Genomic DNA, 22,428 nt, shown 5'->3' with positions numbered 1-22,428 from the left:
TGACGAACTTGTTACAATGATATCTTTAAAAGATTTCTTATTTGAAAAAGCAGATTGTTCTGTAACTTTTTCCTGGCTGTGAATACCAATAGTTATAAAACAAGCCAGAATAATAAAAAGACACTTATGGATCGAAACATTCATAATGGATGATTTTATGAAATATAAAGTCACATATTTGGTTTGCTTTACATACTATAAACGAATTTAAAAAATACAAGTATCTCTAAACGTTTTGATTATACCATAGTTGTTGTTGCCTTAGTAGTTATTGTACTATGGCAGTTACCCTATTTTGGATGGTTTCAATATCCTTTTCGATTATTAGGAACGTGGTTTCATGAAATGGGTCACGGACTAACGGCCTTATTAGCAGGTGGGAGTTTTGAGTATTTAGAAATTTATGAAAATGGTGGAGGTGTTGCCTTTTATCATTTAGGAGGAAGTTATTTACCAGCTTTTATGGGTAATGCATTGGTAGCCGCTGGTGGATTATTAGGACCAGCTGTCGTGGGAGCTTTATTAATTATATCAGCAAAATCACATAGAAGTTCTATGATCGCTCTTAGAATATTGATAGGTGTTATGATACTTTCTTTATTACTATGGATCAGGTCTTTTTGGGGAGTTGCGGTAATGAGTAGTTTTGCTGTGTTTTTATTCGTTATTACGCTATTCAAAAGTAGAAAGTTAGAAGTAGTTGTGATTCTGTTTTTAGGCTTACAATCTGTGTTAAGTACCTATCTTCAGTTAGACTATTTGTTTACAAAACAGTTTGAAAGAGATGGTGTTATTCAGATTTCTGATACGCAGGCTATTGCTCAGAACACGATCGGAACCTATTGGATATGGGCCATTCTTATAATTATAATAAGCATCTATTTGGTTTGGAAGAGTTTTCGATATTATTTTAAGAGATAAAAGACCAAGAACAGGTGTAATTGTTTTATGTGGAAAACCCCTGTTTTAATAGTGTAATTACCCAATAATACTCTGTATATTCTTTGTTGAGTCATTTTTTGTTTAGTTTTAAGATATTTTTTAATCACTTAATTAAAACCACAATGGAAAACGTACTCACACAATCGAAAGAAATACTTGAATATGAAGGTATTATTTCACCAGAATTATTCGAAGAATATACAAATAACTGGATGGAAGAAGAGGTACTATTACTAGCCCGACATTTTCATAAACTGAATCATACAAAAGGACAATTTAAACGTGTAGATTCCTTTATTGCTGGTCAATTGGGAGTTGATATACTTAATGCGGTAAAGCCTTTCGGAATTGAAGTTTTTAGGATTTATATGAGTCTTGATGGAGAGAGTAAAGATGAGTTTACCTTTATCCCTATCATATATTTACTGTTAAAAGATGGTCTCGAAATAACATTCCCTCTTATTCCAAAAGGAAGAGATGAATTAGTTCCCGGAACGACAGAGCAAACGGTAAACAGTGGCGGTCAGATCGTACCTGGCATTTTTAAAGAGATGATTACACAAAACTGGGATATCTTTGATGTTAATTTAATTGATGATCTTTTTGTTGCAGTGGATTCAGACACAAGAGGAAGACTTAGAGTCGATTTTTATGAGATAAGTGGAGATCTACTTACTTTTATTAATGATAAAATACTTGGTAATATTAAAGATTTTACTTTATATCCAGGAGTAGATATGAACAAATTTCAGAATAAAAATCTAATCTCTTTTACTCCTACCATTGGTATAGTACCTCAAGAAACTATTATGACTGAGATCATGTCCAGACATTCTGTAATCGAAATCCCTAAAGAAGATAGTGGTGAGATTTTTATGGAATATCTTAGACCTTGTCCTCCGACATGTCCTAAGTAATAAAACTAGATGAAATCTTAATTTGGTTTAAAAAACAAGCTTGATGAGTAAAATTTTATTTGAAAATTTAACACTAGTTGCTTCGGTTATTTTGCTAGTTCCCATCCTAGTGTCTATTTTTAGATTCAGATTTTTGGATTCATCTCAAAAAAAATTATTAGTTCTAGTTTTAACTACGGGTTTAGTGGAAATAATCTCTTGGATACTTTGGTATAAAAAAATGAATAACTTACCATTATATCATTTTTACGCAGTGATTGAATTTTTGCTGATCATTAATATATACAGAAAAGTATTATCTGGACTATTCTCTAAAAATTTCTTTATTATTCTGGGGATTGGTTTTGGAATATTTTCTTTGGCTAATACCTTATTTTTTCAGGATTTGTATACCTTTAATTCTAATGTGACAACCCTTATAGGATTACTGGTTATTTTTTTTAGTTTAAGCTATTTTTATGCTTTATTAAAGGAAGTAAAATATAGCGCTTTAGAAACTAATCCAATGTTTTGGATCAATTCTGGGTTTTTGATATATTTTTCGAGTAACTTAATACTGTTTTTTATTAATAATAATATGTTCAAAGGGTCTACTGAAGCAAGTTATTTGGTTTGGGGACTTCATGCTATTGTAAACATTGTATTGACTATTTTTTATACCATTGCTTTATGGGTGAATCCGAAGAAGCCATAACACTAAAGATTATTATCATCGGTATGGTAGTAATTTTTTTGCTATCACTATCGGTGATTCTGTTTTTTATTGTGTACCAGCGGAGATTACTTGCTCAGCAAAAAAAACATCAAAAGATAGAATCAGATTATCAGAAAGAATTGCTAAAAACTTCTATCCAGAGTCAAGAGGAGGAACGCACGAGAATAGCTAAAGAGTTACACGATGATGTAGGTGCTATGCTCACGACTACTAAACTCTATATTGGCCAGATTGAACCAGAATTATCGTCAGAAGAGCTAACAGATATAGCTGATAAAATAGGAGGTTTTTTTGACGATATGATCCAGAGTGTACGTAGTATTTCTCAGGATTTAAGACCAGTTGTATTAGAGAAGTTAGGGTTCATGGAAGCCATTGATAGCTTGGTACAAACAATAAAGGATTCGGGAAAAATCAAAATTTCTTTTGTAAATAATACGACATTGTCTATAGCCAAAACAAAAGAGTTGAATATTTATAGAATTATCCAGGAGCTAATTACCAATACGCTTAAGCATGCAGAAGCCTCGGATATAAAAATCGAGATGAAGAATCAAAATCAGGCATTAATTATTGTGTATGAGGATAATGGAAAAGGACTAGATCAAAAACAACTTCAATACAGAAAAGGACTAGGGCTAAAAAACATTGAAAGTAGGTTATCTGTATTATCAGGAACCATTAGTTTTTTGGAAGAAAAATCAGGAATGAAAGTTCAATTAAAAATACCAGAATGAGCACTCTTAACAACCTAAAAGACAACAACCATGGAAACTATTACACTAGGATTAATAGACGATCATAATTTATTTCGGGAAGGTATCAAATCGTTATTGGATAAAATGAACAATATAGAACTTGTTCTAGAAGCAGTTAGCGGAAAAGATTTGTTAGCCAAATTAAATAATACAGTTCCTGATGTGATACTATTAGATCTTGAAATGGAAGAAATGAATGGAATGGATGCAACAGTAAAAATAAAAGAGTTGTATCCAGATATGAAAGTTATTATACTGACTATGCATAAAGAAGAACGAATGATATCGTATCTTATGGAAGTTGGTGCAAATGGATATTTATTAAAAGATACGAACCGGCAAGAGTTAGAGGATGCTATACGATCTGTACGCGAAAAAGGTTTTTATTTCAATCCTTTTGTTTCTCAAGCATTATTAAAGGGATTAAAGAATAAATCAGCTAAGCCTCCTTTAATTGGAAAAGACTATCATCTCTCCTCAAGAGAGATGGAAGTGTTGGAATTAGTTACTAAAGAATATACCACTGCAGAAATTGCAGAAAAATTATTTCTGAGCGTCCGGACCATAGAAGGCCATCGCAAAAATTTAATGATGAAGTTAGAGGTAAAAAATACCGCAGGATTGATAATTAAAGCAGTAAGAGAAAAGATTATTTCTGTGTGACGACCCTATAAAAAGACCTGTCAGTTCGCCTCGGCGAACTGACAGGTCTGATAAAATATTCTAATCGTCTGAATTAATCTAACATTCTAAAAATCCAACGATCTAAAAGGTCCTAAACGTGTTTTCCTTTTTCCCAGCCGTGTTTGCCAAGATATTGCTCTCCAGATTCGATAGCTCCTTGTTCTACGGTAGTTCCCATAGAATCGTTCCAACGGTTTAAGTATCCAAATAATGAAATTACACCAAGCATTTCTACGATCTCACCTTCATCCCAATATTTATAAAGCTCTGTTTTGATAGCTTCATCTACGTTATTAGGAACCAAGGATGCAGCCAAAGAAAAATCAAGTGCTGCACGTTCTGCATCGTTAAACGCAGAATGTGTTTTGTATTCCCAGATATTATCTAATTGCTCTTGTTCTGCGCCATATCTTTCTGCAGCGCGAATTGCATGAGCCTGACAATATCTGCAACCTGTAGCATTACTGCTCACCCAGGCAATCATTCGTTTTAGAGCTGAGGTTACACGACCTTCATTGGCCATAACTGCTTTATTTAGATTGATAAAAGCTTTAGAAATGGCAGGTCTTCTCTGCATAGTTAGGACAGAATTAGGACAGAATCCCAAGGTTTCATTAAAGAATTCGGCCAATTCTTTAGTTTCTAAATCGTGATCAGCGGATAGAGGTGTTACTAATGGCATGTGTATGTATTTTTTTTGAGTTAATTTTAAATTTTAGCATAGCAAAATACAAAATATGTTTTTGCTTTTAGCGGGATTAAAAACTAATTTCTGACTGGGGAATTTGTATACAAGATTTGATGTTCTCTTGTTCTGTTTCAGAAAATAAATTCCTATCCAACACTATATGCGTAAGATGCTCTAATTTGTATAATGAGGAAGGCAATGTTTGAAGTTGATTATAATTAATATCTAATTTTTCTAAAGATTCCAGAGAATCCATATTTTCTGGTAGTTCTTTTAGTTGATTGCCTCCTAGATGAAGTGTTTTTAGTTGATTAAATTTTTTTGAGACACGAAAACTTGTTAATCCATTATTACTAACATCTAAATGAATGATATTTGATAATTGATAAAAACTGTCTGGTAATTTATTTAATCTGTTTTGAGATAGGCTTAGAACCTCCAAACTTTTAAGATTCCCAAAAGAAGAAGGAAGTTCCGAAATGTTACTATTTAAAAGATATAAGCACTTTAATTGCTTTAAACTGCCAATAGATTCAGGTATTGAGGTTAGTTGATTCCACTCTATATTAAGTTCTTCTAGACTATAAAGATGTCCAATAGATATCGGTAAGGTTTCTAGGTTGTTTTTACTTAAGTTTAATATTTTTAGTTGATTAAGTGAACTAATCTGTTTTGATATTTGGGTAATTTTGTTGTTTGATAAATCAAGTCGAGTTAGTTGTTTAAGATGATAAATAATTGTTGGAATTTCTTGTAATTGGCCATTAGAAATTTTTAGCCATTGCAACTGTTTTAGATTTTTTAAAGAAGTCGGTAAAGAATTACTTTTTTTACGAAAGATTAGAAGTTGCTGCAAATTGTGTAATTCACCAATCGATTCTTTCATTACCGCATTATTATCTAACACCAACCTATAAACATTATTTTTATTTTCAAGTGCGTTATCAATTGAATGATATGTAACAGTTTGTTCTGGAATAAATGATATAAAGCAGGTAGATATTATTTTTTTAGCTTCTTCTTTTTTGTCATTAGACAAGGGATTATTGTAAATAATCATTTCTTCAAGTGCAGACAGGTCCGAAAAGGATTCAGGAATACCCAAAAGTTTATTGTCAGAAACATCAAACAATTGTAGACGTTTTAATTTGCTTATTGCCTTAGGCAGTTTAGTTAATTTGTTTTTAGATACATTAAGATTGGTTAAGGTACTCAGCGCCCCTATTTCATCTGGTAATAATTCCAATTGATTTTTAGATACGTTTAATTCGTGTAAATCATAAAGTGTTTCTATAGATTTAGGAATAGATGTCAATTGGTTGTTTGATAGATCAATTGAATATAATTTTTTTAAAGACCCTATGGATTCTGGAATGTTTCGTATGTTATTTCCAACAATTACAAGAGCCTTTAGTTCACTAAGAATACCTAAAAATTTAGGAATTTCCTCAAGCTCTTGATTTATAACACTAAGCATTTCCAGTTTTCTAAGTTTTGACAGTGACTCAGGTAATTTCTTTAACCTACCTTTTTGAAACCCCAGATGGTCTGAAGAAATTCTTAAGTTTCTAAGATTTTTTAATTCGCCAATAGATTCTGGTAATAAGCTTGCACCTTGGGTACTAATCTGTAAAAATTGTACATCTTCTTTATGAGCAAGTGCTTCTTCTAAAGAAGTGTAGATTTTAGGAGGTATATGCGGATTTGGAAAAAAATTATTTTCTTGTGCATTCATAATTGCTAGGCCTATTATTAAAAATAATATAATAACGTTTTTTTTCATTTTACTTAACCCTTTTAGAGAATAGGATTGATCATCTTTTTCCAAAAATATAGAAATTCGTATTCATTAAATACCCTGATTGTAGTGAAAAGTATATATTAATTCTATAGAACTTTTGTAAATAATCTAAACTCATCCTTACTTTTTGTACTTTGGATTTTTTAAATAATTTCGGAACGAGAATACCAATGAGATGGACCCTAAAACCAAAACTAGACACTGCAATCATCAACAACTTAGCAGAAGCTCTAAATGTAGATGCTATAATTGCTTCTTTATTGGTGCAAAGAGGAATTGAAACTTATGATCAAGCCAAAAAGTTTTTTAGACCTTCATTAGAACATCTGCATGATCCTTTTTTAATGAAAGATATGGATAAGGCTGTTTCCAGAATTGATAAAGCCATATCTAATGATGAGAACATCATGGTATATGGAGATTATGATGTAGATGGGACTACTTCTGTGGCGTTAATGTCTTCATATTTAGAAACCATATCGTCGCAGGTTACTACCTATATTCCAGATCGCTATGCAGAAGGATATGGCGTTTCTTATCAAGGGATTGACTATGCCTCTGATAATGATATTTCATTGATTATTGCATTGGATTGTGGCATCAAAGCTATAGAAAAAGTGGCGTATGCAAAATCCAAGGGAATTGATTTCATAATCTGCGATCATCACCGACCAGGAGATACAATCCCAGATGCAGCTGCAGTGCTGGACCCTAAAAGAGAAGATTGTGAATACCCTTATAAAGAACTATGTGGTTGCGGAGTAGGTTTTAAATTGATACAAGCTCTTGCTATTAAAAAAGACCAAACTATTGATGATTTGTTAGTGTATTTAGACTTGGTAGCTACTGCTATCGGAGCAGATATTGTTCCGATCACGGGAGAAAATAGGGTACTGGCATATTTTGGTTTACAAGTTATTAATCAAAGTCCTAGAACAGGTTTTAAGGCAATGCTTTCTCAAGTTAAAAAAGATACTTTAACAATTACAGATGTAGTATTTATATTGGCTCCCAGAATTAATGCGGCAGGAAGAATGAAACACGGATTGCACGCTGTGAATCTCCTTAAGGAAGAAAATCCTGAAATTGCATTGCAGTATGCTTCAGAAATAGAAACGTATAATAGTGATCGAAAAGATGCAGATAAGAGTATCACTGAAGAAGCTTTGACACAAATAATCCAAAACTCAGAAGAAGATAGATGTACTACCGTAGTGTATAATGAAAACTGGCATAAAGGCGTAATTGGAATCGTAGCATCCAGACTTACGGAAACCTATTATCGTCCAACGTTGGTTTTTACTAAAAGCGGAGAGAAACTCGCAGCTTCTGCAAGATCTGTTAAAGGATTTGATGTATACAATGCTTTGGATGCCTGCTCAGAATATATAGAACAGTTTGGAGGTCATAAATACGCCGCTGGATTGACACTTATAGAAGAACAGTATGAAGCGTTCAAACGAAAATTTGAGCAGGTCGTATCATCTACTATTGATAAAAAATTATTAACTCCGGAAATTCTAATAGATGGAATTATTGAGTTGGATCAGATCACACCAAAATTCTTTAGGATTTTAAAACAGTTTGGTCCATTTGGTCCAGGAAATATGACACCGGTTTTTATGACTGAAAATGTAAAGGATACTGGATATGCAAAATGTGTCGGAGCTGATGAGAAACATCTGAAATGTAAAGTACAGAAAAACGGATTAGCTTTTGGTGCCATTGGTTTCAATCTTGGATCAAAGCGCGATTTGATAACGGGAGCACAAAGTTTTAAGGTTGCTTATACAATTGATGAAAATGAATGGAATGGGACTGTATCTCTACAATTAAAGCTTAAAGATATAATTTAATTTATTTTTATTTAGATTAATTACAAATAATTAATACTTTTGAATCAAATATGATTCAGAATGAGTGCTATTGATAAAATATATAGTAATAAAGTTGGTATATCTTTTTTTTGGAAGAAACAACAGCAGCTTGTACTACACCCAAAGTTCAATTGGTATTTAGAGATATAGGATTTTTACTTACCCTAAATGAGTTAAAAGATTTTTCGGATGCCTGTAGAATTACAGAGCAATCACAGTGCTGTGATCAATGTATCGATCATCAGAGTTGCAGATCTTTATTGCTTAGAACGCCTTCTGAAAAAATTGACTTAGCCATAAGTAAAGACGAACTCGAACAGGTACAAGAACTAATTAATGGTACTATTTTTAGAGTAGAATTACAACATTGGGTAACGAATTCAGGTCTTAACTAAAATGCTATCTAAGAAAATCTAGAATTTTATAAGAGATTTCTTCCGCTTTTGTTTCCTGAATGAAATGCTTTTCGTCAATAAAATGGATATCTGCCTCATCTATCTTAAGCGCATTGGCTACTTTAGTTTGCTGTGGAGTCCACTGTAGCATGGTGTCGTGAATCCCCCAAATTACTGCCACAGGAATATCAATACTTTCAAAGACCAATGAGTAGTCGGGAAAATAATTACACGTTCTAGTGAAGAAATAGTACATTCCGTCTGTTTTTCCTTCTAACAAAGGGGCTTTATAGCCCTCTACATCAATTTCATTTAATGTATTTTCTTTTAGTCCTTCTTTAAAAAGTGTTTTTAGTAACGTGTTGGTTGTTACTCCATTGCGGTATGACCACATAGCGGCTTTGGCAGCTGGGCCAGGACTAAATCGTATCGGAGGATAAAATCCTTCTTCGTATAATAGCGTATTTAATACGATTAATTCTTCGATTCTTTTAGGAGCTTGATTAAAAAGTTCCCAGGTCCATACGCCACCTACATCATGCATGACATGAGACCAATAATCAATACCCAATCCATCCATAAGGGCAATAAGTCTTTTTGCGTGTTCTTTTTCACTGTAGATTTTATATCCTTCAGGAGAGTCACTAGAGCCATACCCTAACATATCAGGAACAATAACACGGTATCCTCCTTCAACTAATGGATCGATCATTTTACGATATAACCAACCAGAAGTAGGAACTCCATGAAGTAATACAATCACAGGACCATTTCCTTTGTCAATATATTTTATGATACCATCGTCAGTTGGAAAAGAACGTTGCTCTGCTCTAAATTCTTCATAGGTCATCTGACCTTTTCGGATTTTGGTATTTTGATATGGTTTGCACCCAAAAACGAATACTACGACTAAAAGTAGTAAAGAAATTTTCTTCATTTTGCCCCTATGATTTGTGAGCAAGCAATTTACTTAAAATCATTTTTTTATACTATCACATTTAACAAATTTATACTAATTCCTTTTCAGGGATAGGTTAATTTCAGGAATATGATCCTGTTTTTTAAACTTCTTTTAAAGTATATTTTCTATTGTTACTTCGTTCCCATTGAAGCTAAAATGATCTCCAATTGTTTTTCCTAACAACAATTTCCCAATAGGAGTATTGGTAGCTATGGCAAAATAGGTGTTATTCTCAATAGTGATTTTCCCTACCGAAATACTTAAATAATAATTTCCTTTAGAGGTTTCTGCGATGCTTCCTAATCGCATAGTCTTAGAAGATGAGTGTTTGTCGATTTTAACTAAAACTTCCTGTAACTTCTGAACTTGGGCTAATTGTGCACCTGCTTTTTCTCTTTCTAACTGGAGCATGGCTCTTCCGGTCTCATGTTTATCACCAGCTGTACTTTTTGTTTCAGAGGTCAATGACTCCTGAATGTTTGTAATCCTATCCTGAATTCGATCAAGACGATCCTGTACAAATTGCTTACAATGATCAAATAGTTGTTCTTTTATGTTTTTCAAGAAAATTTATTTAAGATTTCAAGATATAATAACCTAGATGATTGAACAAATAGTATTTTTATTCAGGCAAAGAAAATGTACCATAATTATGCATTTGCTGAAGAATCCATTCCTTTCTTTTCTGAACATAATTAGATGGTGGATCGGCTAAATATTTTCTAGGATTAGGAAGAATAGCAGCTATTGCAGCAGCTTCATTAGCGTTTAAATCTTTTGAAGATTTGTTAAACCAGAATTTGGCGGCAGCCTCAGCGCCGAATATTTCATCTCCCATTTCTATACTGTTCAGGTATATTTCTAAGATACGCTCTTTGTTCCATAATGTTTCTATTAGGAAAGTGAAGTAACTTTCTAGTCCTTTACGTATCCAACTGCGTTGTGGCCACAAAAACACATTTTTTGCCGTTTGTTGTGAGATGGTGCTGGCCCCTCGTAATCGTTTGCCTGCTTTATGCTCAGAAATTGCTTTTTGGATTGCTTTGGTGTCAAAGCCATTATGCTCTATAAATCGTTGATCTTCGCTACAGATAACGGCTAGTTGTAGGTTTTTAGAAATATTTTTTAATGGAACCCATTGATGCTTTATTGAAGTCTTATTTTCGGATTGAAAATGTCGAATACTCATTAATGGAGTTCCCGGAACATCAATCCATTTATATGCAAGTACCCATAGTATGCTAAGGATAAAGAAAGCTAGAAAGCCTCTATATATAAAACGAAAGATTTTTTTCATAGCTAACTAATAAAGTAACTGTCTATAAAAGATCGGCTAATTCCGTGCCAACAAGACTACCAATTGCGACACCCATTCCTCCAAGTCGTACTCCGCAGAAGACATTGTTAGAAATTTGGTTAACTATAGATTTTTTTTGATTTCCAACACCCATAATTCCACTCCAGCGATGTTCAATTTCGAAATTTTTATCAGGTAAAATTACTGTTTGTAATATCTCCTCTAATTTTCGTTGTATTAATGTGGTTTGTGCTAATTCTGTGGTTTCTTCTGTTTTAAAATCCAGATTCCTTCCTCCGCCAAAGAGGATTCTATTATCAATATTCCTGAAGTAATAATATCCTCTATCCAGATGAAAAGTTCCTTTGATATGTAAATTCTGAATAGGTTTGGTAATCAAAACCTGTGCTCTCGCTGGTTTGACCTCTTTAAGACCTAATTGAGAGGCAAAACCATTGGTAGCGATTAATACTTTATTTGATGATAACGTAAAATGATCCGTTTTTATTTCTACGGAATCATTAGTATCAGTAACAGCTTGTACTCTGCAATTATTAAGTATTCTGATATCACAAATCTGGGCTTTGCGTAATAAAGCATCCATCATCTTACCAGTATCAATTTGTCCTTCGAATTGGTTTACAATATATTGAGGTTGAATGTTTTTAAAATTGAAAACATTATCTTTTGGTAAGAATACATCATCCTTAAAAACAGGCTTTAGGAATGAGTTGATATCTTCGATTTTAGAAAGGCAGGTTTCATATAAATTGTAATCGCTTTTTGTAAAAAGTTCATAGCCGCCATTAGGGATATAATCAATAACGGAGTCTCCTAGATTTTTGCGTAGTAGCTGAAGTCCTTTATATCTTTTTTGTACAAGCTGCAACACCTCTTTCTCAGAATGTGTATGGAGATCATCAAGAATTTCTGATAAACTCCCAAAACAAGCGAAACCTGCATTTTTTGTACTGGCGCCATTTGGTAGGATGCCTCTTTCCAGCACTAGAATTTTAGCTTTTGGAAATTTTTCTCTTAAGCGAATCGCACTATTAAGTCCTACGATCCCGCTACCTATGATCGTAAAATCAATATTAGATAACCAGATTTTATGTTCCCAATAGCTGAAAGGCATATTTCAAATTCATAAAAAAAGCCTCATTGCTGAGGCTTAAATGTTGATTAGTCGTCTTTTGGTTCTTCCATCTCAAAATCCTCCATAAACTTGGTGGTATAGTTTCCAGAAACATAATCCGGATGATCCATCAATTGTCTATGGAATGGAACGGTAGTTTTTATTCCTTCTACTACAAATTCATCAAGAGCTCTTTTCATTTTATTAATTGCCTCCTCACGAGTCTGCGCGGTAGTAATTAATTTAGCAATCATAGAGTCATAATTAGGAGGAATAGTATATCCACTGTATACGTGTGTATCAATACGAACTCCGTGACCTCCAGGAAGGTGTAGATTCGTTATTTTGCCAGGAGAAGGGCGGAAATCCTTGTAAGGATCTTCTGCGTTTATTCTACATTCTATAGAGTGTAACTGCGGATAATAATTTTTACCAGAAATTGGCACTCCAGCTGCTACTAATATTTGTTCTCTGATTAAATCATAATCTACTACTTGCTCAGTTATGGGATGCTCTACCTGAATACGAGTATTCATCTCCATAAAGTAGAAATTACGATGTTTATCTACTAAGAATTCTACAGTTCCAGCTCCTTCATATTTGATATATTCTGCTGCTTTTACTGCTGCTTTTCCCATTTCTTCTCTTAATTCATCAGTCATGAACGGAGAAGGAGTTTCTTCTGTAAGTTTTTGATGTCTTCGTTGTACAGAGCAATCTCTTTCTGATAAGTGGCATGCTCTACCGTTACTGTCACCTACAACTTGGATTTCGATATGACGAGGTTCTTCGATCAGTTTCTCCATGTACATATCATCATTACCAAAGGCCGCTTTACTTTCTTGTCTTGCAGATTCCCAAGCATTTTGCAGGTCTTCTTCTTTCCAAACAGCACGCATACCTTTACCACCACCACCAGCACTAGCTTTAAGCATTACCGGGTAACCAGTTTCTTTAGCTACTTTTATACACGTTTCGAAGTCAGGAATTATACCTTCACTTCCTGGAACACAGGGTACTCCAGCTTCAATCATAGTTGATTTAGCGGATGCTTTGTCTCCCATTCTGTCAATCATCTCAGCGCTAGCACCAATAAACTTTATTTCGTGCTCTTCACAAATTTTAGAGAATTTGGCGTTTTCTGATAGGAATCCATATCCTGGGTGGATAGCATCTGCATTTGTGATTTCTGCAGCAGCTATAATATTAGACATTTTAAGGTATGATTCGCTACTAGGCGCTGGTCCAATACAAACAGCTTCATCAGCAAAACGAACATGTAAGCTTTCTGCATCAGCGGTAGAATATACTGCTACAGATTTTATACCCATTTCTTTACAGGTTCTGATTACACGCATTGCAATCTCACCTCTATTGGCAATTAGAATTTTTTTAAACATAACGTTCTAAATTTAAAAATCTCAAATTCCATGTTCCAAATTCCACGTATTATTGGATTTTGGGATTTGTCAATTGGAATTTTAAAATTGGGTTATGATGGGTCTACTAAGAATAATGGTTGATCAAATTCTACAGGAGAATTGTCATCAGCTAAAATTTTAACGATTTTACCTGAAACTTCACTTTCAATTTCATTGAAAAGCTTCATTGCTTCGATAATACAAAGTACATCTCCTTCTTTGATCGTATCTCCTACTTCTACAAAAGTTGGTTTATCCGGAGATGGTTTTCTATAAAGTGTTCCTATGATAGGAGATTTTATAGTGATGTATTTGGAATCGTCTTCATTACTACTCACAGCTGCAGCCTCAGTAGCCACAGGAGCAGGAGTTTGTACTTGTGTTGCTGGTTGGGCAGCAGGCACTGCATTACCAACTGGTATTTGCTGTACAAAAGTTGTTTCTTTGTTTTCCTCTGAAGTTGTTCTGATAGTAATTTTTACATCTTCCATCTCTAACTTCACTTCGCTAGCCCCAGATTTGGCAACGAATTTGATTAAATTCTGAATTTCTTTTAAATCCATAATGTTGGGTATTGTGTGTTTTAGTTGTTTAGGAATTATAGGCCCATTTTAAGAAAATAGAACCCCAAGTAAAGCCTCCACCGAATGAAGCAAATACTATATTGTCTCCTTTTTTGAGTTGTTTTTCGTAATCACTTAATAATAATGGCAATGTTGCTGAGGTTGTATTACCATATCGATGAATATTCATAAGAACTTTATCCTTATCCAGATTCATTCTGTTTGCAGTAGCATCGATAATACGTTTATTAGCTTGATGTGCAACAAGCCAATCTACATCTTCTCCACTGATGTTATTGCGTTCCATGATTTTCATACTGGCATCTGCCATATTAGAAACTGCATATTTAAATACTGATTTTCCATCCTGTTGTACAAAATGCTGTTTATTCGCTACTGTTTCTTCTGATGGAGGTAGAATAGAACCACCTGCTTCAATTTTTAGAAACTCGCGTCCTACACCATCTGTACGTAAGTATTCGTCTTGTAGTCCTAATCCTTCGTCGTTAGGTTCGAAAAGTACTGCTCCACCACCATCACCAAAAATAATGCAAGTAGTACGATCAGTATAATCAATAATGGATGACATTTTATCTGCTCCAATCAATAAGATCTTCTTATATCTTCCTGCTTCAATATAACTGGCTGCAGTAGACATTCCATATAAAAAACTGGAACAAGCTGCTTGTAAATCATAAGAGAATGCATTGACTGCTCCTATTTCTGAAGCGGCGTATGCTGCGGTTGCAGCCACAGGAAGGTCAGGTGTAGCAGTAGCAAAGATCACCATATCAATCTCTTTAGGATCGAGATTCTTTTTAGCGATTAAATCTTCTGCTGCTTTTATTCCTAAGAAAGAACTTCCTTTACCTTCTTCTTTTAGTAATCTACGTTCTTTAATACCTGTACGAGTGGTGATCCATTCATCGTTTGTATCGACCATTGTTGCTAATATCTCATTAGATAACACATAGTCCGGCACATAAGCGCCTACAGCTGTGATAGCGGCTGTGATTTTACTCATATCTTGATTTTAGTTTCATCTGAATCTTCTATTATATTCGTTTCAGATGGAATTCGCTAATAACTCCGCTGCGTGCCTGCATTACAGGAATTAGCATCAATAAATTACTTAGCTCATTTCAGAACCTATTACACAATTAATATGCAAAAAGTGGTCGAAAATACTAAATTACATGCAAATATGGCGCAAAATAACGGGATTTTGACACATATTCAACTAAAAACAAAAAAACTCTCACATTTGTGAGAGTTCTCTATAGAATTTTAACAGTATACTTATGCTACTTCTTCTTCAGTATTGTCAATAATTACCTGACCACGGTAATATAATTTACCTTCGAACCAATGTGCTCTGTGGTATAAATGTGCTTCTCCTGTTGTAGGATCTGTAGCTATTTGTGGTACAGTAGCTTTATAATGTGTTCTTCTCTTATCTCTTCTTGTTTTGGAGATTTTTCTCTTAGGATGTGCCATTGTTAGCTATTATTTATCGTTTAATAAGTTTTTTAATTTATCCCAACGAGGATCAATTTCCTCGTTATTATTTTCTAATGTTTCCTCTTTCGGGCTTAATTCATCTAACTTTTCCAGTATATCAGATTCTAATGTTCCATCTTCGACACCAGGATGAACTCGTTTAGAAGGTACTCCTAAAACAATAAGCTCATATATATATTGCTGAACGTTGATTTCATATTCTCCAAAAGGGATAATAAGAATTTCTTCGTTCTCATTGTTATACTCTTCTCCAAACTTAACTACTAAAAAGAATTCATTTTTAATAGGTAAATCAAAAGGTTCGTTGGTGACATCGCAATTGACATTTATCGTGCCATTAGCCTCAAACCGAAGTTCTAACATAGTTGTTTTCTTGTTAAACTCCAGATCGACTTTTATTGCAGATGCATTAAATTCGTCATACTCAAAATGTTCGAAGAACGTATTGCCAATTTGATACTCAAACTTGTGTAATCCTTGCTTCAGTCCAACAAAAGGGATATTAAACTCTTTTAGTGGTTTCATTTCATCATCAGTTTCGAGTCTCTGCCAATTCGGCAAAGGCGGGTGCAAAGATAACAAAAAAACGTTATGAAAGCATTTTTGTAAATAAAATTATATCAGAAAGTTAGTATTTAGTTAGTGAGCAGATGCGTATTTGAGTTTATGAGGCTAATTTTTCTGCGAACAACTGGATTAAAAACTTGTGTTCGAACTTGATTTTACACTAATTAATTGACCACGAACTCATTGATTCATCACGTATTCTAAGCTAGCTAACTACTCCTTATTTCCTTTGAATTGAGGTTTACGAGGCTGTTTTTTTAATGGATTTTTAGTAAGCTCATCATATTGTTGCCTGTTTTTATAAATCTTTAATGCAGCAAAAACAGCTTCTTTAAAAGATCCATTATCTGCTTTATTTTTTCCTGCAATTTCGAAAGCTGTTCCGTGGTCGGGAGATGTTCGCACTTTATTTAATCCTGCAGTATAATTCACCCCTTTTCCGAAGGATAATGTTTTAAAAGGAATCAATCCCTGATCATGATAAGAAGCTACAATCGCATCAAAGGCTTTATAACCATCTGAACCAAAAAAGCTATCTGCTGCGTATGGGCCATACACTAGTTTACCGGATTCGTTTATTTTTTTGATGGTGGGTTTCAGTATCTCTTCATCTTCGTTGCCAATCACACCATTGTCTCCGCTATGGGGGTTGATTCCTAAAACGGCAATTTTTGGCTTACTGATTCCAAAATCCTGCTTTAATGCATTATAAATGGTGCCTATTTTTTGTTCGATAAGCTCTGGAGTAATTGCGTCGGCAATATCTTTTACGGCTACGTGGTCTGTAAGTAGTCCTACTTTTAAGGTATCTGTGATCATAAACATTAAGCTGTTTCCTTCCAGCTCTTGATCCAAGTAATCTGTGTGTCCGGGAAAATTAAAATCTTCTGATTGAATACTATGTTTATTAATAGGTGCGGTTACCAGAACATCTATTTCGTTATTTTTTAGTGCAGCAGTCGCTGCTTTTAATGATTTAATAGCGTATGCCCCAATTGTTGAATCTTCTTGTCCGAAATTAATATCCACTCCTTCTTTCCATACATTTAGGATATTTATTTTGCCATCCAGAATTTGAGAAGTTTTATCAATACCATGAAGATTCGTATTAATATTGTACTGTTTTTTAAGAAAAGAAAGAATCTTTACAGATGCAAAAATCACGGGAGTACAGAAATCCAACATGCGCGGATCTTCGAAAGTTTTGAGAGCTACTTCACTTCCGATACCATTTAGGTCGCCAATTGATATTCCTAATCTTATTTTTTCTTCTTTCTTCATTATAACCTACTTTATAAGTATTTTTGAAATCTAAAAACAGATGACAAATTTTAAGGTCACAAATTTAACTAAATAATTCGCAATTATGTTTACTGGAATCATTGAAGAATTAGGAACGATCACTAATCTGAAAACGGAACAGGAAAATCTGCATATTACTGTCCGTGTGAATTTTACTTCTGAACTAAAAATTGATCAAAGCGTTGCCCATAATGGAGTTTGTCTTACAGTAGTATCAATTGAAGGTGATTTGTATACGGTTACTGCAATAAAGGAGACATTGGACAAAACAAATCTTGTTAATCTGAAAGAAGGACAGGTTGTGAATTTAGAACGTGGAATGAAACTGGGTGCTCGTTTGGATGGTCATATTGTACAAGGTCATGTAGATCAGACAGCTACCTGCACAAGTATCAAAGAAGCAGATGGGAGTTGGTATTTTACATTTCAGTATGATCCTTCTTTAAGTAATATTACCATAGAAAAAGGATCGGTCACAGTTAACGGTGTGAGTTTAACTGTTGTGAATTCTAAAAAGAATGAATTTAGCGTAGCGATTATTCCTTTTACATATGAGCATACCAATTTCAGTACCTTCGAGGTGGGTACGGTTGTAAACTTAGAGTTTGATGTTATCGGTAAATATGTAAAAAGAATTACAGAATTGGGATAGGTTCCCCAAAACTATTTTAACTAGCTAAAATGGTGTCTATTTTTTCGACTTCGTTAAATCGGAATAGTGAAAAAGTTTCTTCATCTATTTTTAAAATTACGCCACCTAAATCATTAACATCTGCGCAAGACTTAAAATCTAATACTTTACCAAAGTGTTGGCTTTTAGTATCAATTACTTTATACTGCATAATTACAAGTTTTGATTTGTATTCCCTTTATCATTACTGATGTTCTTTCCCCAAAAAACATACCAGAATGTAGTGATCTCAGATAGTAAATGTAGTGGGAGGGATTCTATTTAAAAAATTATTTTATCAAGTTTTATTAACAATTACTATTTAAATTGTTGATTGTCAATGTTTAATATATTTTTTTTGCTTTAGCACGTCAATTAGATGTGGTAAGAAAGGGAAGTGGTTTTATCGTTGTTACTATCTTGTTTTAGTCCTATTTGAGATTCCTTTGACTAATTCTTCTTGAAGGAAAAGCTTCTCCTGCAAGATTTGTTTAGCTTTGTTTCATAAAAAAAAGCCCTAGTTTTCACTAAGGCTTTTAGGTGGTCCCACTTGGGCTCGAACCAAGGACCCTTTGATTATGAGTCAAATGCTCTAACCAGCTGAGCTATGGGACCTAAAACGGAGCGCAAATTTAAGTAATTGTAATAAACACGCCAAAAAAATCTTTCTATATTTTGAGAAAACTTTTAGCGCTTTAAAATCTACCCTAATGCTCCCTCCTTTTTTGGGAGGGTTGGGGAGGGGCTTCTTGACAAAGCTCTACTAAAACACCATTGGTAGTTTTAGGATGTATAAAGGCAACAAGCTTGTTATCAGCTCCTTTTTTTGGGATTTTATTTATCAATTGAAACCCTTCTTTTTCCAATCTTTCTAATTCTTGTTCAATATCATCAACATCAAAAGCGATATGATGGATACCTTCACCTTTTTTAGAAATAAATTTCCCTATAGGTCCATCTTCTCTAATGCTGGCAACAAGCTCGATTTTATTCTCTCCTACTTTAAAAAATGACGTGATTACTGCTTCGCTCTCTACAATTTCTTGTTTGTACGGAGGAACACCCAATAGTTGCTCATATAATGTATTGGCCTGATCAATATCTTTTACCGCAATTCCGATATGTTCTATTTTATTAATATGATTCATCTGTTTATTTTCTTCTTTTTTATTGTCAGATGTAATTTGCCATGAATCATTTTGGAAGGTATAAACCTAATTTCTATGGCTCATTTCATGAGATGTCTTTATTACTAAGAAGTAAAAGTACAAAATAGGGATAAGTAAAGGATTTTATAACAAAAGAAATTAATACATCGCATAATTACCTATTTTTGCAGTCATGGAAACAAACAGACAGAAAAAAATAGGTGGAGTATTACAGCGTGACGTTGCGGATGTAATACAACACGCATTACGTGAAGCGGGAGTACAAGGGATTTTAGTTTCTGTTACTAAGGTAAGTGTGACAACAGATTTATCGATTGCGAAAGTATATATGAGCGTTTTTCCTCATAACGAAGGAGAAAGAGTGCTGACGGAAGTAAATGCGGTAAAATCACAGATTAAACATCAGGTAGCTCAGCGTACTAAAAATCAGCTTCGTCGTATGCCGGAATTGTCTTATTTTATAGATGATTCTTTAGAATATATAGATAACATAGATAAGGCGATAAAAGGAAAAGAAAATCCATTAGAAAATCCTGATTTATTACCACGCCGCAAGAAGAAGTGAAATTTTATAGTGTTTGGAAAAGAATAAAGAGGTAATAATCCTTTATTCTTTTATCTTTATTCAAAAAATTAAATTTATTTAGATTCGTATTTAACGATTTGAAATTTTCCTACTACATCGCTAAGCGTTATTTATTTTCTCCTGGTAGCAGTAATGCAATCAATATTATTACGGGTATTGCAGCAGCAGGAGTGGTAATAGGTGCCATGGCGTTATTTCTGGTTTTATGTGGTTTTGCAGGGCTAAAGGATTTTAGTCTGCAGTTTTCTTCTTATTTTGACCCAGATCTTAAGATTTTTCCATCAAGTGGAAAAACATTTACTTTTACAGATGCTCAAAAAGAAAAACTAACTAATTTAGAAGGGGTTGTTAGTTTTTCTGAAATTATAGAAGAACGTGTATTCCTAGGATTTAAAGACAAAGAAAAAACAGGTTTTATAAAAGGTGTTGATGTTAATTATAAAAATGTAATTCAAACTGATAGTATTGTGTTTGCCGGAGAATGGTTGACTGGTAATGATGCACAAGTGGTTGCCGGATATGGTATTAGTAGAGAATTAGGAATGGGTGTAGAACAGATATATACCAATTTCTTAAACATATACGTTCCTAAACCTGGAAAAGGAATTCCCAAAGATCCATCTAAGGCTTTTAGAAAAAAAGCAGTTGTCAACACTGGAATTTACACGGTAAATGAAGATCTCGATAAAAAGTACATTTTTTCTACCATAGGATTGGCAAGAGATTTATTAAAATTACCTGATGATGTTATAACGAATATAGAACTTAAGCTATCTCCTGATGTAGATGAAGGTGATATTAAAGAGCAATTACAAACTCTTTTTGAGGATCAGGTGATTATAAAAAACCGAATACAGCTTAATGACACCTTATATAAAATGCTCAATACCGAAAACCTGGCATCATATCTGGTGATAACATTGATAGCCATCATTGCATTATTTAATGTTGCTGGAGCAATTATCATGATGATAATTGATAAAAAGAACAATATCAAAACATTGTACAACTTGGGTGCTGCACTACCAAAAATTAGAAAAATATTTTTGTTTCAAGGATCGTTAATGACTATTTTAGGAGCATTATTAGGGCTGCTTTTAGGTTTTATACTGATTGTATGTCAACAGCAGTTTGGGTTGCTTATGATCACACCTTCTTTGCCTTATCCTACCAAGATTACTGTGGCCAGTTTTATTATAGTATTTCTAACAATTACGGTAATTGGTATTGTAGCTTCATTATTAGCATCCAGTAGAATTAATAAGAAGTTAGTTGGTTTTTAACCAAAGTTGGTGTTTACACAAATTCAAATCCGCTAAACTTTTCCTGAATTTCATTAAATGTATCAAAAACGTCTACAGAATGATCACTGGTTACCATTTTCATTCGGTATTCTTTAAAGTGTGGAATCCCTTTAAAGTAGTTGGTATAATGTCTTCGGGTTTCGAAAACACCCAGTTTTTCTCCTTTCCAATCAATAGCCATTTCCAGATGTCTACGTGCAGCAATGACACGTTCTTCTATGGTAGGAGGTGGTAGGTGTTCTCCCGTTTCAAAAAAATGTTTTACTTCTTTAAAAAACCATGGATATCCTATACTGGCACGACCAATCATAGCGCCATCCAGTCCATATTGATCACGCATTTCCATTGCACGTTCGGGACTATCGACATCACCATTACCAAAAACAGGAATATGCATTCTGGGGTTATTTTTTACGGCTGCAATAGGTTTCCAATCGGCATTACCTTTATACATTTGAGCACGTGTACGACCATGGATAGCAATCGCTTTTGCTCCTACATCTTGTAATCGTTCTGCAACTTCTACAATTTTTATGGAATCATGATCCCAACCTAATCTTGTTTTTACTGTAACTGGTAACTTAGTATGTTCTACCATAGCTTTGGTAAGAGATACCATAAGGTCAATATCTTTAAGGATACCAGCTCCTGCACCTTTGCTTACCACTTTTTTAACAGGACAACCAAAGTTTATATCTATAATATCAGGCCTAGATGCTTCTACAATTTCTACGGATTTAAGCATTGAATCCAGGTTAGCTCCAAAAATCTGGATTCCTACTGGACGTTCCTTTTCATAAATATCCAATTTCATCACGCTTTTTGCAGCATCCCGAATGAGTCCTTCACTGGATATAAATTCTGTATAGACTACATCAGCTCCTTGTTCTTTGCATAATGCACGAAAAGGTGGATCACTTACATCTTCCATAGGTGCTAATAGCAACGGAAATTCTCCTACATCTATGTCTCCAATCTTTGCCACAATCTCTCTTTGTTAGGTTATTTGTTATTAAATATGGGGCAAAAGTACGAATTATAGTGAATCTTCACGTTCTAAAACCCAACAGGTCTAAAAATGCTTAGATAGATGACATAAACCTTTTAAAATCGATTATATTTGCAAGTCATTACAGTAGTGGAAACTGCGTGAGG

The 22,428-nt window shown here is 33.9% G+C and carries 25 protein-coding genes and 1 tRNA gene; 10 read left to right on the top strand and 16 right to left on the bottom strand.

What is annotated here, in order from left to right:
• The first annotated feature begins 222 nt into the window (after window positions 1-222).
• The 5 genes from Q0910_RS22305 (at window position 223) to Q0910_RS22285 (ending at window position 3,995) form a co-directional block, all read left to right on the top strand.
• Window positions 223-921: a M50 family metallopeptidase gene (locus tag Q0910_RS22305; RefSeq protein WP_299221736.1), complete on the top strand. Its 699-nt coding sequence runs from the start codon at window positions 223-225 to the stop codon at window positions 919-921.
• Window positions 922-1,064: 143 nt separating this feature from the next.
• Window positions 1,065-1,859, top strand: coding sequence for a hypothetical protein (locus Q0910_RS22300; protein WP_299221678.1), 795 nt, complete (start codon window positions 1,065-1,067; stop codon window positions 1,857-1,859).
• 43 nt (window positions 1,860-1,902) lie between these two features.
• Window positions 1,903-2,553, top strand: coding sequence for a hypothetical protein (locus tag Q0910_RS22295; RefSeq protein WP_299221675.1), 651 nt, complete (start codon window positions 1,903-1,905; stop codon window positions 2,551-2,553).
• A complete protein-coding gene (locus Q0910_RS22290; protein ID WP_299221672.1) occupies window positions 2,529-3,311 on the top strand; it encodes an ATP-binding protein in 783 nt (260 codons plus the stop codon). The genes Q0910_RS22295 and Q0910_RS22290 overlap by 25 nt, the downstream gene beginning before the upstream one ends.
• A gap of 30 nt (window positions 3,312-3,341) precedes the next feature.
• Window positions 3,342-3,995, top strand: a complete 654-nt coding sequence (locus Q0910_RS22285) for a response regulator transcription factor (RefSeq protein ID WP_299221669.1) — start codon at window positions 3,342-3,344, stop codon at window positions 3,993-3,995.
• A gap of 112 nt (window positions 3,996-4,107) precedes the next feature.
• Here Q0910_RS22285 and Q0910_RS22280 read toward each other — a convergent pair whose 3' ends face one another.
• Entirely contained in the window at window positions 4,108-4,698 is a 591-nt protein-coding gene (locus Q0910_RS22280) for a carboxymuconolactone decarboxylase family protein (RefSeq protein ID WP_299221666.1), read from the bottom strand.
• Window positions 4,699-4,774: 76 nt separating this feature from the next.
• A complete protein-coding gene (locus Q0910_RS22275) occupies window positions 4,775-6,487 on the bottom strand; it encodes a hypothetical protein (RefSeq protein WP_299221663.1) in 1,713 nt (570 codons plus the stop codon).
• Between the two features lie 188 nt (window positions 6,488-6,675).
• On the opposite strand from Q0910_RS22275, the gene recJ reads away from it, so the two are divergent.
• A complete protein-coding gene (gene recJ / locus Q0910_RS22270) occupies window positions 6,676-8,361 on the top strand; it encodes a single-stranded-DNA-specific exonuclease RecJ (protein WP_299221660.1) in 1,686 nt (561 codons plus the stop codon).
• Between the two features lie 110 nt (window positions 8,362-8,471).
• On the top strand, window positions 8,472-8,777 hold the full coding sequence (locus tag Q0910_RS22265; protein ID WP_299221657.1) for a hypothetical protein: 306 nt from the start codon (window positions 8,472-8,474) through the stop codon (window positions 8,775-8,777).
• Between the two features lie 4 nt (window positions 8,778-8,781).
• Here the strand turns inward: Q0910_RS22265 and Q0910_RS22260 are convergent, their stop codons facing one another.
• From Q0910_RS22260 to pdxA, 10 genes are all read right to left on the bottom strand, one after another.
• Window positions 8,782-9,714 carry an alpha/beta hydrolase gene (locus Q0910_RS22260; RefSeq protein ID WP_299221654.1) on the bottom strand — a complete coding sequence of 311 codons (933 nt, stop codon included), beginning with the start codon at window positions 9,712-9,714 and terminating at the stop codon, window positions 8,782-8,784.
• A gap of 135 nt (window positions 9,715-9,849) precedes the next feature.
• Window positions 9,850-10,302 carry a 3-oxoacyl-ACP synthase gene (locus tag Q0910_RS22255; RefSeq protein ID WP_299221652.1) on the bottom strand — a complete coding sequence of 151 codons (453 nt, stop codon included), beginning with the start codon at window positions 10,300-10,302 and terminating at the stop codon, window positions 9,850-9,852.
• Window positions 10,303-10,360: 58 nt separating this feature from the next.
• Window positions 10,361-11,035 carry a monofunctional biosynthetic peptidoglycan transglycosylase gene (mtgA, locus tag Q0910_RS22250; protein WP_299221649.1) on the bottom strand — a complete coding sequence of 225 codons (675 nt, stop codon included), beginning with the start codon at window positions 11,033-11,035 and terminating at the stop codon, window positions 10,361-10,363.
• Between the two features lie 22 nt (window positions 11,036-11,057).
• A complete protein-coding gene (locus Q0910_RS22245; RefSeq protein ID WP_299221646.1) occupies window positions 11,058-12,170 on the bottom strand; it encodes an FAD-dependent oxidoreductase in 1,113 nt (370 codons plus the stop codon).
• Between the two features lie 47 nt (window positions 12,171-12,217).
• A complete protein-coding gene (gene accC, locus Q0910_RS22240; RefSeq protein ID WP_299221643.1) occupies window positions 12,218-13,570 on the bottom strand; it encodes an acetyl-CoA carboxylase biotin carboxylase subunit in 1,353 nt (450 codons plus the stop codon).
• Between the two features lie 92 nt (window positions 13,571-13,662).
• Window positions 13,663-14,154 (bottom strand): acetyl-CoA carboxylase biotin carboxyl carrier protein, encoded by a 492-nt coding sequence (gene accB, locus Q0910_RS22235; protein WP_299221641.1) that lies wholly within the window; start codon window positions 14,152-14,154, stop codon window positions 13,663-13,665.
• A 28-nt stretch (window positions 14,155-14,182) separates the two neighbouring features.
• On the bottom strand, window positions 14,183-15,178 hold the full coding sequence (locus Q0910_RS22230; protein WP_299221638.1) for a beta-ketoacyl-ACP synthase III: 996 nt from the start codon (window positions 15,176-15,178) through the stop codon (window positions 14,183-14,185).
• Between the two features lie 275 nt (window positions 15,179-15,453).
• A complete protein-coding gene (gene rpmF, locus Q0910_RS22225) occupies window positions 15,454-15,651 on the bottom strand; it encodes a 50S ribosomal protein L32 (RefSeq protein ID WP_027394691.1) in 198 nt (65 codons plus the stop codon).
• Window positions 15,652-15,660: 9 nt separating this feature from the next.
• The gene (locus Q0910_RS22220; protein ID WP_299221635.1) at window positions 15,661-16,200 is read right to left on the bottom strand and encodes a DUF177 domain-containing protein; all 540 of its coding nucleotides are present in this window, start codon (window positions 16,198-16,200) and stop codon (window positions 15,661-15,663) included.
• Window positions 16,201-16,455: 255 nt separating this feature from the next.
• Window positions 16,456-17,523, bottom strand: coding sequence for a 4-hydroxythreonine-4-phosphate dehydrogenase PdxA (pdxA, locus tag Q0910_RS22215; protein WP_299221632.1), 1,068 nt, complete (start codon window positions 17,521-17,523; stop codon window positions 16,456-16,458).
• Between the two features lie 85 nt (window positions 17,524-17,608).
• On the opposite strand from pdxA, the gene Q0910_RS22210 reads away from it, so the two are divergent.
• A complete protein-coding gene (locus Q0910_RS22210) occupies window positions 17,609-18,196 on the top strand; it encodes a riboflavin synthase (protein ID WP_299221629.1) in 588 nt (195 codons plus the stop codon).
• Between the two features lie 16 nt (window positions 18,197-18,212).
• On the opposite strand, the gene Q0910_RS22205 is transcribed toward Q0910_RS22210, so the two are convergent.
• From Q0910_RS22205 to mce, 3 genes are all read right to left on the bottom strand, one after another.
• Window positions 18,213-18,386: a hypothetical protein gene (locus Q0910_RS22205; RefSeq protein WP_299221627.1), complete on the bottom strand. Its 174-nt coding sequence runs from the start codon at window positions 18,384-18,386 to the stop codon at window positions 18,213-18,215.
• A gap of 369 nt (window positions 18,387-18,755) precedes the next feature.
• A tRNA-Ile gene (locus Q0910_RS22200) sits at window positions 18,756-18,829 on the bottom strand.
• A 92-nt stretch (window positions 18,830-18,921) separates the two neighbouring features.
• Window positions 18,922-19,353, bottom strand: coding sequence for a methylmalonyl-CoA epimerase (gene mce / locus Q0910_RS22195; protein WP_299221734.1), 432 nt, complete (start codon window positions 19,351-19,353; stop codon window positions 18,922-18,924).
• Between the two features lie 202 nt (window positions 19,354-19,555).
• On the opposite strand from mce, the gene rbfA reads away from it, so the two are divergent.
• Both rbfA and Q0910_RS22185 read left to right on the top strand, forming a co-directional pair.
• The gene (gene rbfA / locus Q0910_RS22190; RefSeq protein ID WP_299221624.1) at window positions 19,556-19,948 is read left to right on the top strand and encodes a 30S ribosome-binding factor RbfA; all 393 of its coding nucleotides are present in this window, start codon (window positions 19,556-19,558) and stop codon (window positions 19,946-19,948) included.
• Between the two features lie 98 nt (window positions 19,949-20,046).
• The gene (locus Q0910_RS22185) at window positions 20,047-21,252 is read left to right on the top strand and encodes an FtsX-like permease family protein (RefSeq protein ID WP_299221621.1); all 1,206 of its coding nucleotides are present in this window, start codon (window positions 20,047-20,049) and stop codon (window positions 21,250-21,252) included.
• A gap of 13 nt (window positions 21,253-21,265) precedes the next feature.
• Here the strand turns inward: Q0910_RS22185 and dusB are convergent, their stop codons facing one another.
• Window positions 21,266-22,258: a tRNA dihydrouridine synthase DusB gene (gene dusB, locus Q0910_RS22180; RefSeq protein WP_299221619.1), complete on the bottom strand. Its 993-nt coding sequence runs from the start codon at window positions 22,256-22,258 to the stop codon at window positions 21,266-21,268.
• Between the last annotated feature and the right edge of the window lie 170 nt (window positions 22,259-22,428).

The sequence above is a fragment of the uncultured Aquimarina sp. genome (assembly GCF_947495315.1).
Taxonomy (GTDB): Bacteria; Bacteroidota; Bacteroidia; order Flavobacteriales; family Flavobacteriaceae; genus Aquimarina.
The sequence above is the reverse complement of the archived record's forward strand: the minus strand, read 5'-3'. Positions and strand labels throughout refer to the sequence as shown.

Coding starts and splice junctions, on each gene's coding strand:
- Q0910_RS22280 (WP_299221666.1), bottom strand. CDS start 4,698: ATGCCATTAGTAACACCTCTATCCGCTGATCACGATTTAGAAACTAAA.
- Q0910_RS22260 (WP_299221654.1), bottom strand. CDS start 9,714: ATGAAGAAAATTTCTTTACTACTTTTAGTCGTAGTATTCGTTTTTGGG.
- Q0910_RS22300 (WP_299221678.1), top strand. CDS start 1,065: ATGGAAAACGTACTCACACAATCGAAAGAAATACTTGAATATGAAGGT.
- Q0910_RS22245 (WP_299221646.1), bottom strand. CDS start 12,170: ATGCCTTTCAGCTATTGGGAACATAAAATCTGGTTATCTAATATTGAT.
- Q0910_RS22285 (WP_299221669.1), top strand. CDS start 3,342: ATGGAAACTATTACACTAGGATTAATAGACGATCATAATTTATTTCGG.
- Q0910_RS22205 (WP_299221627.1), bottom strand. CDS start 18,386: ATGCAGTATAAAGTAATTGATACTAAAAGCCAACACTTTGGTAAAGTA.
- Q0910_RS22275 (WP_299221663.1), bottom strand. CDS start 6,487: ATGAAAAAAAACGTTATTATATTATTTTTAATAATAGGCCTAGCAATT.
- Q0910_RS22230 (WP_299221638.1), bottom strand. CDS start 15,178: ATGAGTAAAATCACAGCCGCTATCACAGCTGTAGGCGCTTATGTGCCG.
- accC (WP_299221643.1), bottom strand. CDS start 13,570: ATGTTTAAAAAAATTCTAATTGCCAATAGAGGTGAGATTGCAATGCGT.
- pdxA (WP_299221632.1), bottom strand. CDS start 17,523: ATGAAGAAAGAAGAAAAAATAAGATTAGGAATATCAATTGGCGACCTA.
- rpmF (WP_027394691.1), bottom strand. CDS start 15,651: ATGGCACATCCTAAGAGAAAAATCTCCAAAACAAGAAGAGATAAGAGA.
- Q0910_RS22295 (WP_299221675.1), top strand. CDS start 1,903: ATGAGTAAAATTTTATTTGAAAATTTAACACTAGTTGCTTCGGTTATT.
- rbfA (WP_299221624.1), top strand. CDS start 19,556: ATGGAAACAAACAGACAGAAAAAAATAGGTGGAGTATTACAGCGTGAC.
- Q0910_RS22290 (WP_299221672.1), top strand. CDS start 2,529: ATGGGTGAATCCGAAGAAGCCATAACACTAAAGATTATTATCATCGGT.
- accB (WP_299221641.1), bottom strand. CDS start 14,154: ATGGATTTAAAAGAAATTCAGAATTTAATCAAATTCGTTGCCAAATCT.
- recJ (WP_299221660.1), top strand. CDS start 6,676: ATGAGATGGACCCTAAAACCAAAACTAGACACTGCAATCATCAACAAC.
- Q0910_RS22220 (WP_299221635.1), bottom strand. CDS start 16,200: ATGAAACCACTAAAAGAGTTTAATATCCCTTTTGTTGGACTGAAGCAA.
- Q0910_RS22210 (WP_299221629.1), top strand. CDS start 17,609: ATGTTTACTGGAATCATTGAAGAATTAGGAACGATCACTAATCTGAAA.
- mtgA (WP_299221649.1), bottom strand. CDS start 11,035: ATGAAAAAAATCTTTCGTTTTATATATAGAGGCTTTCTAGCTTTCTTT.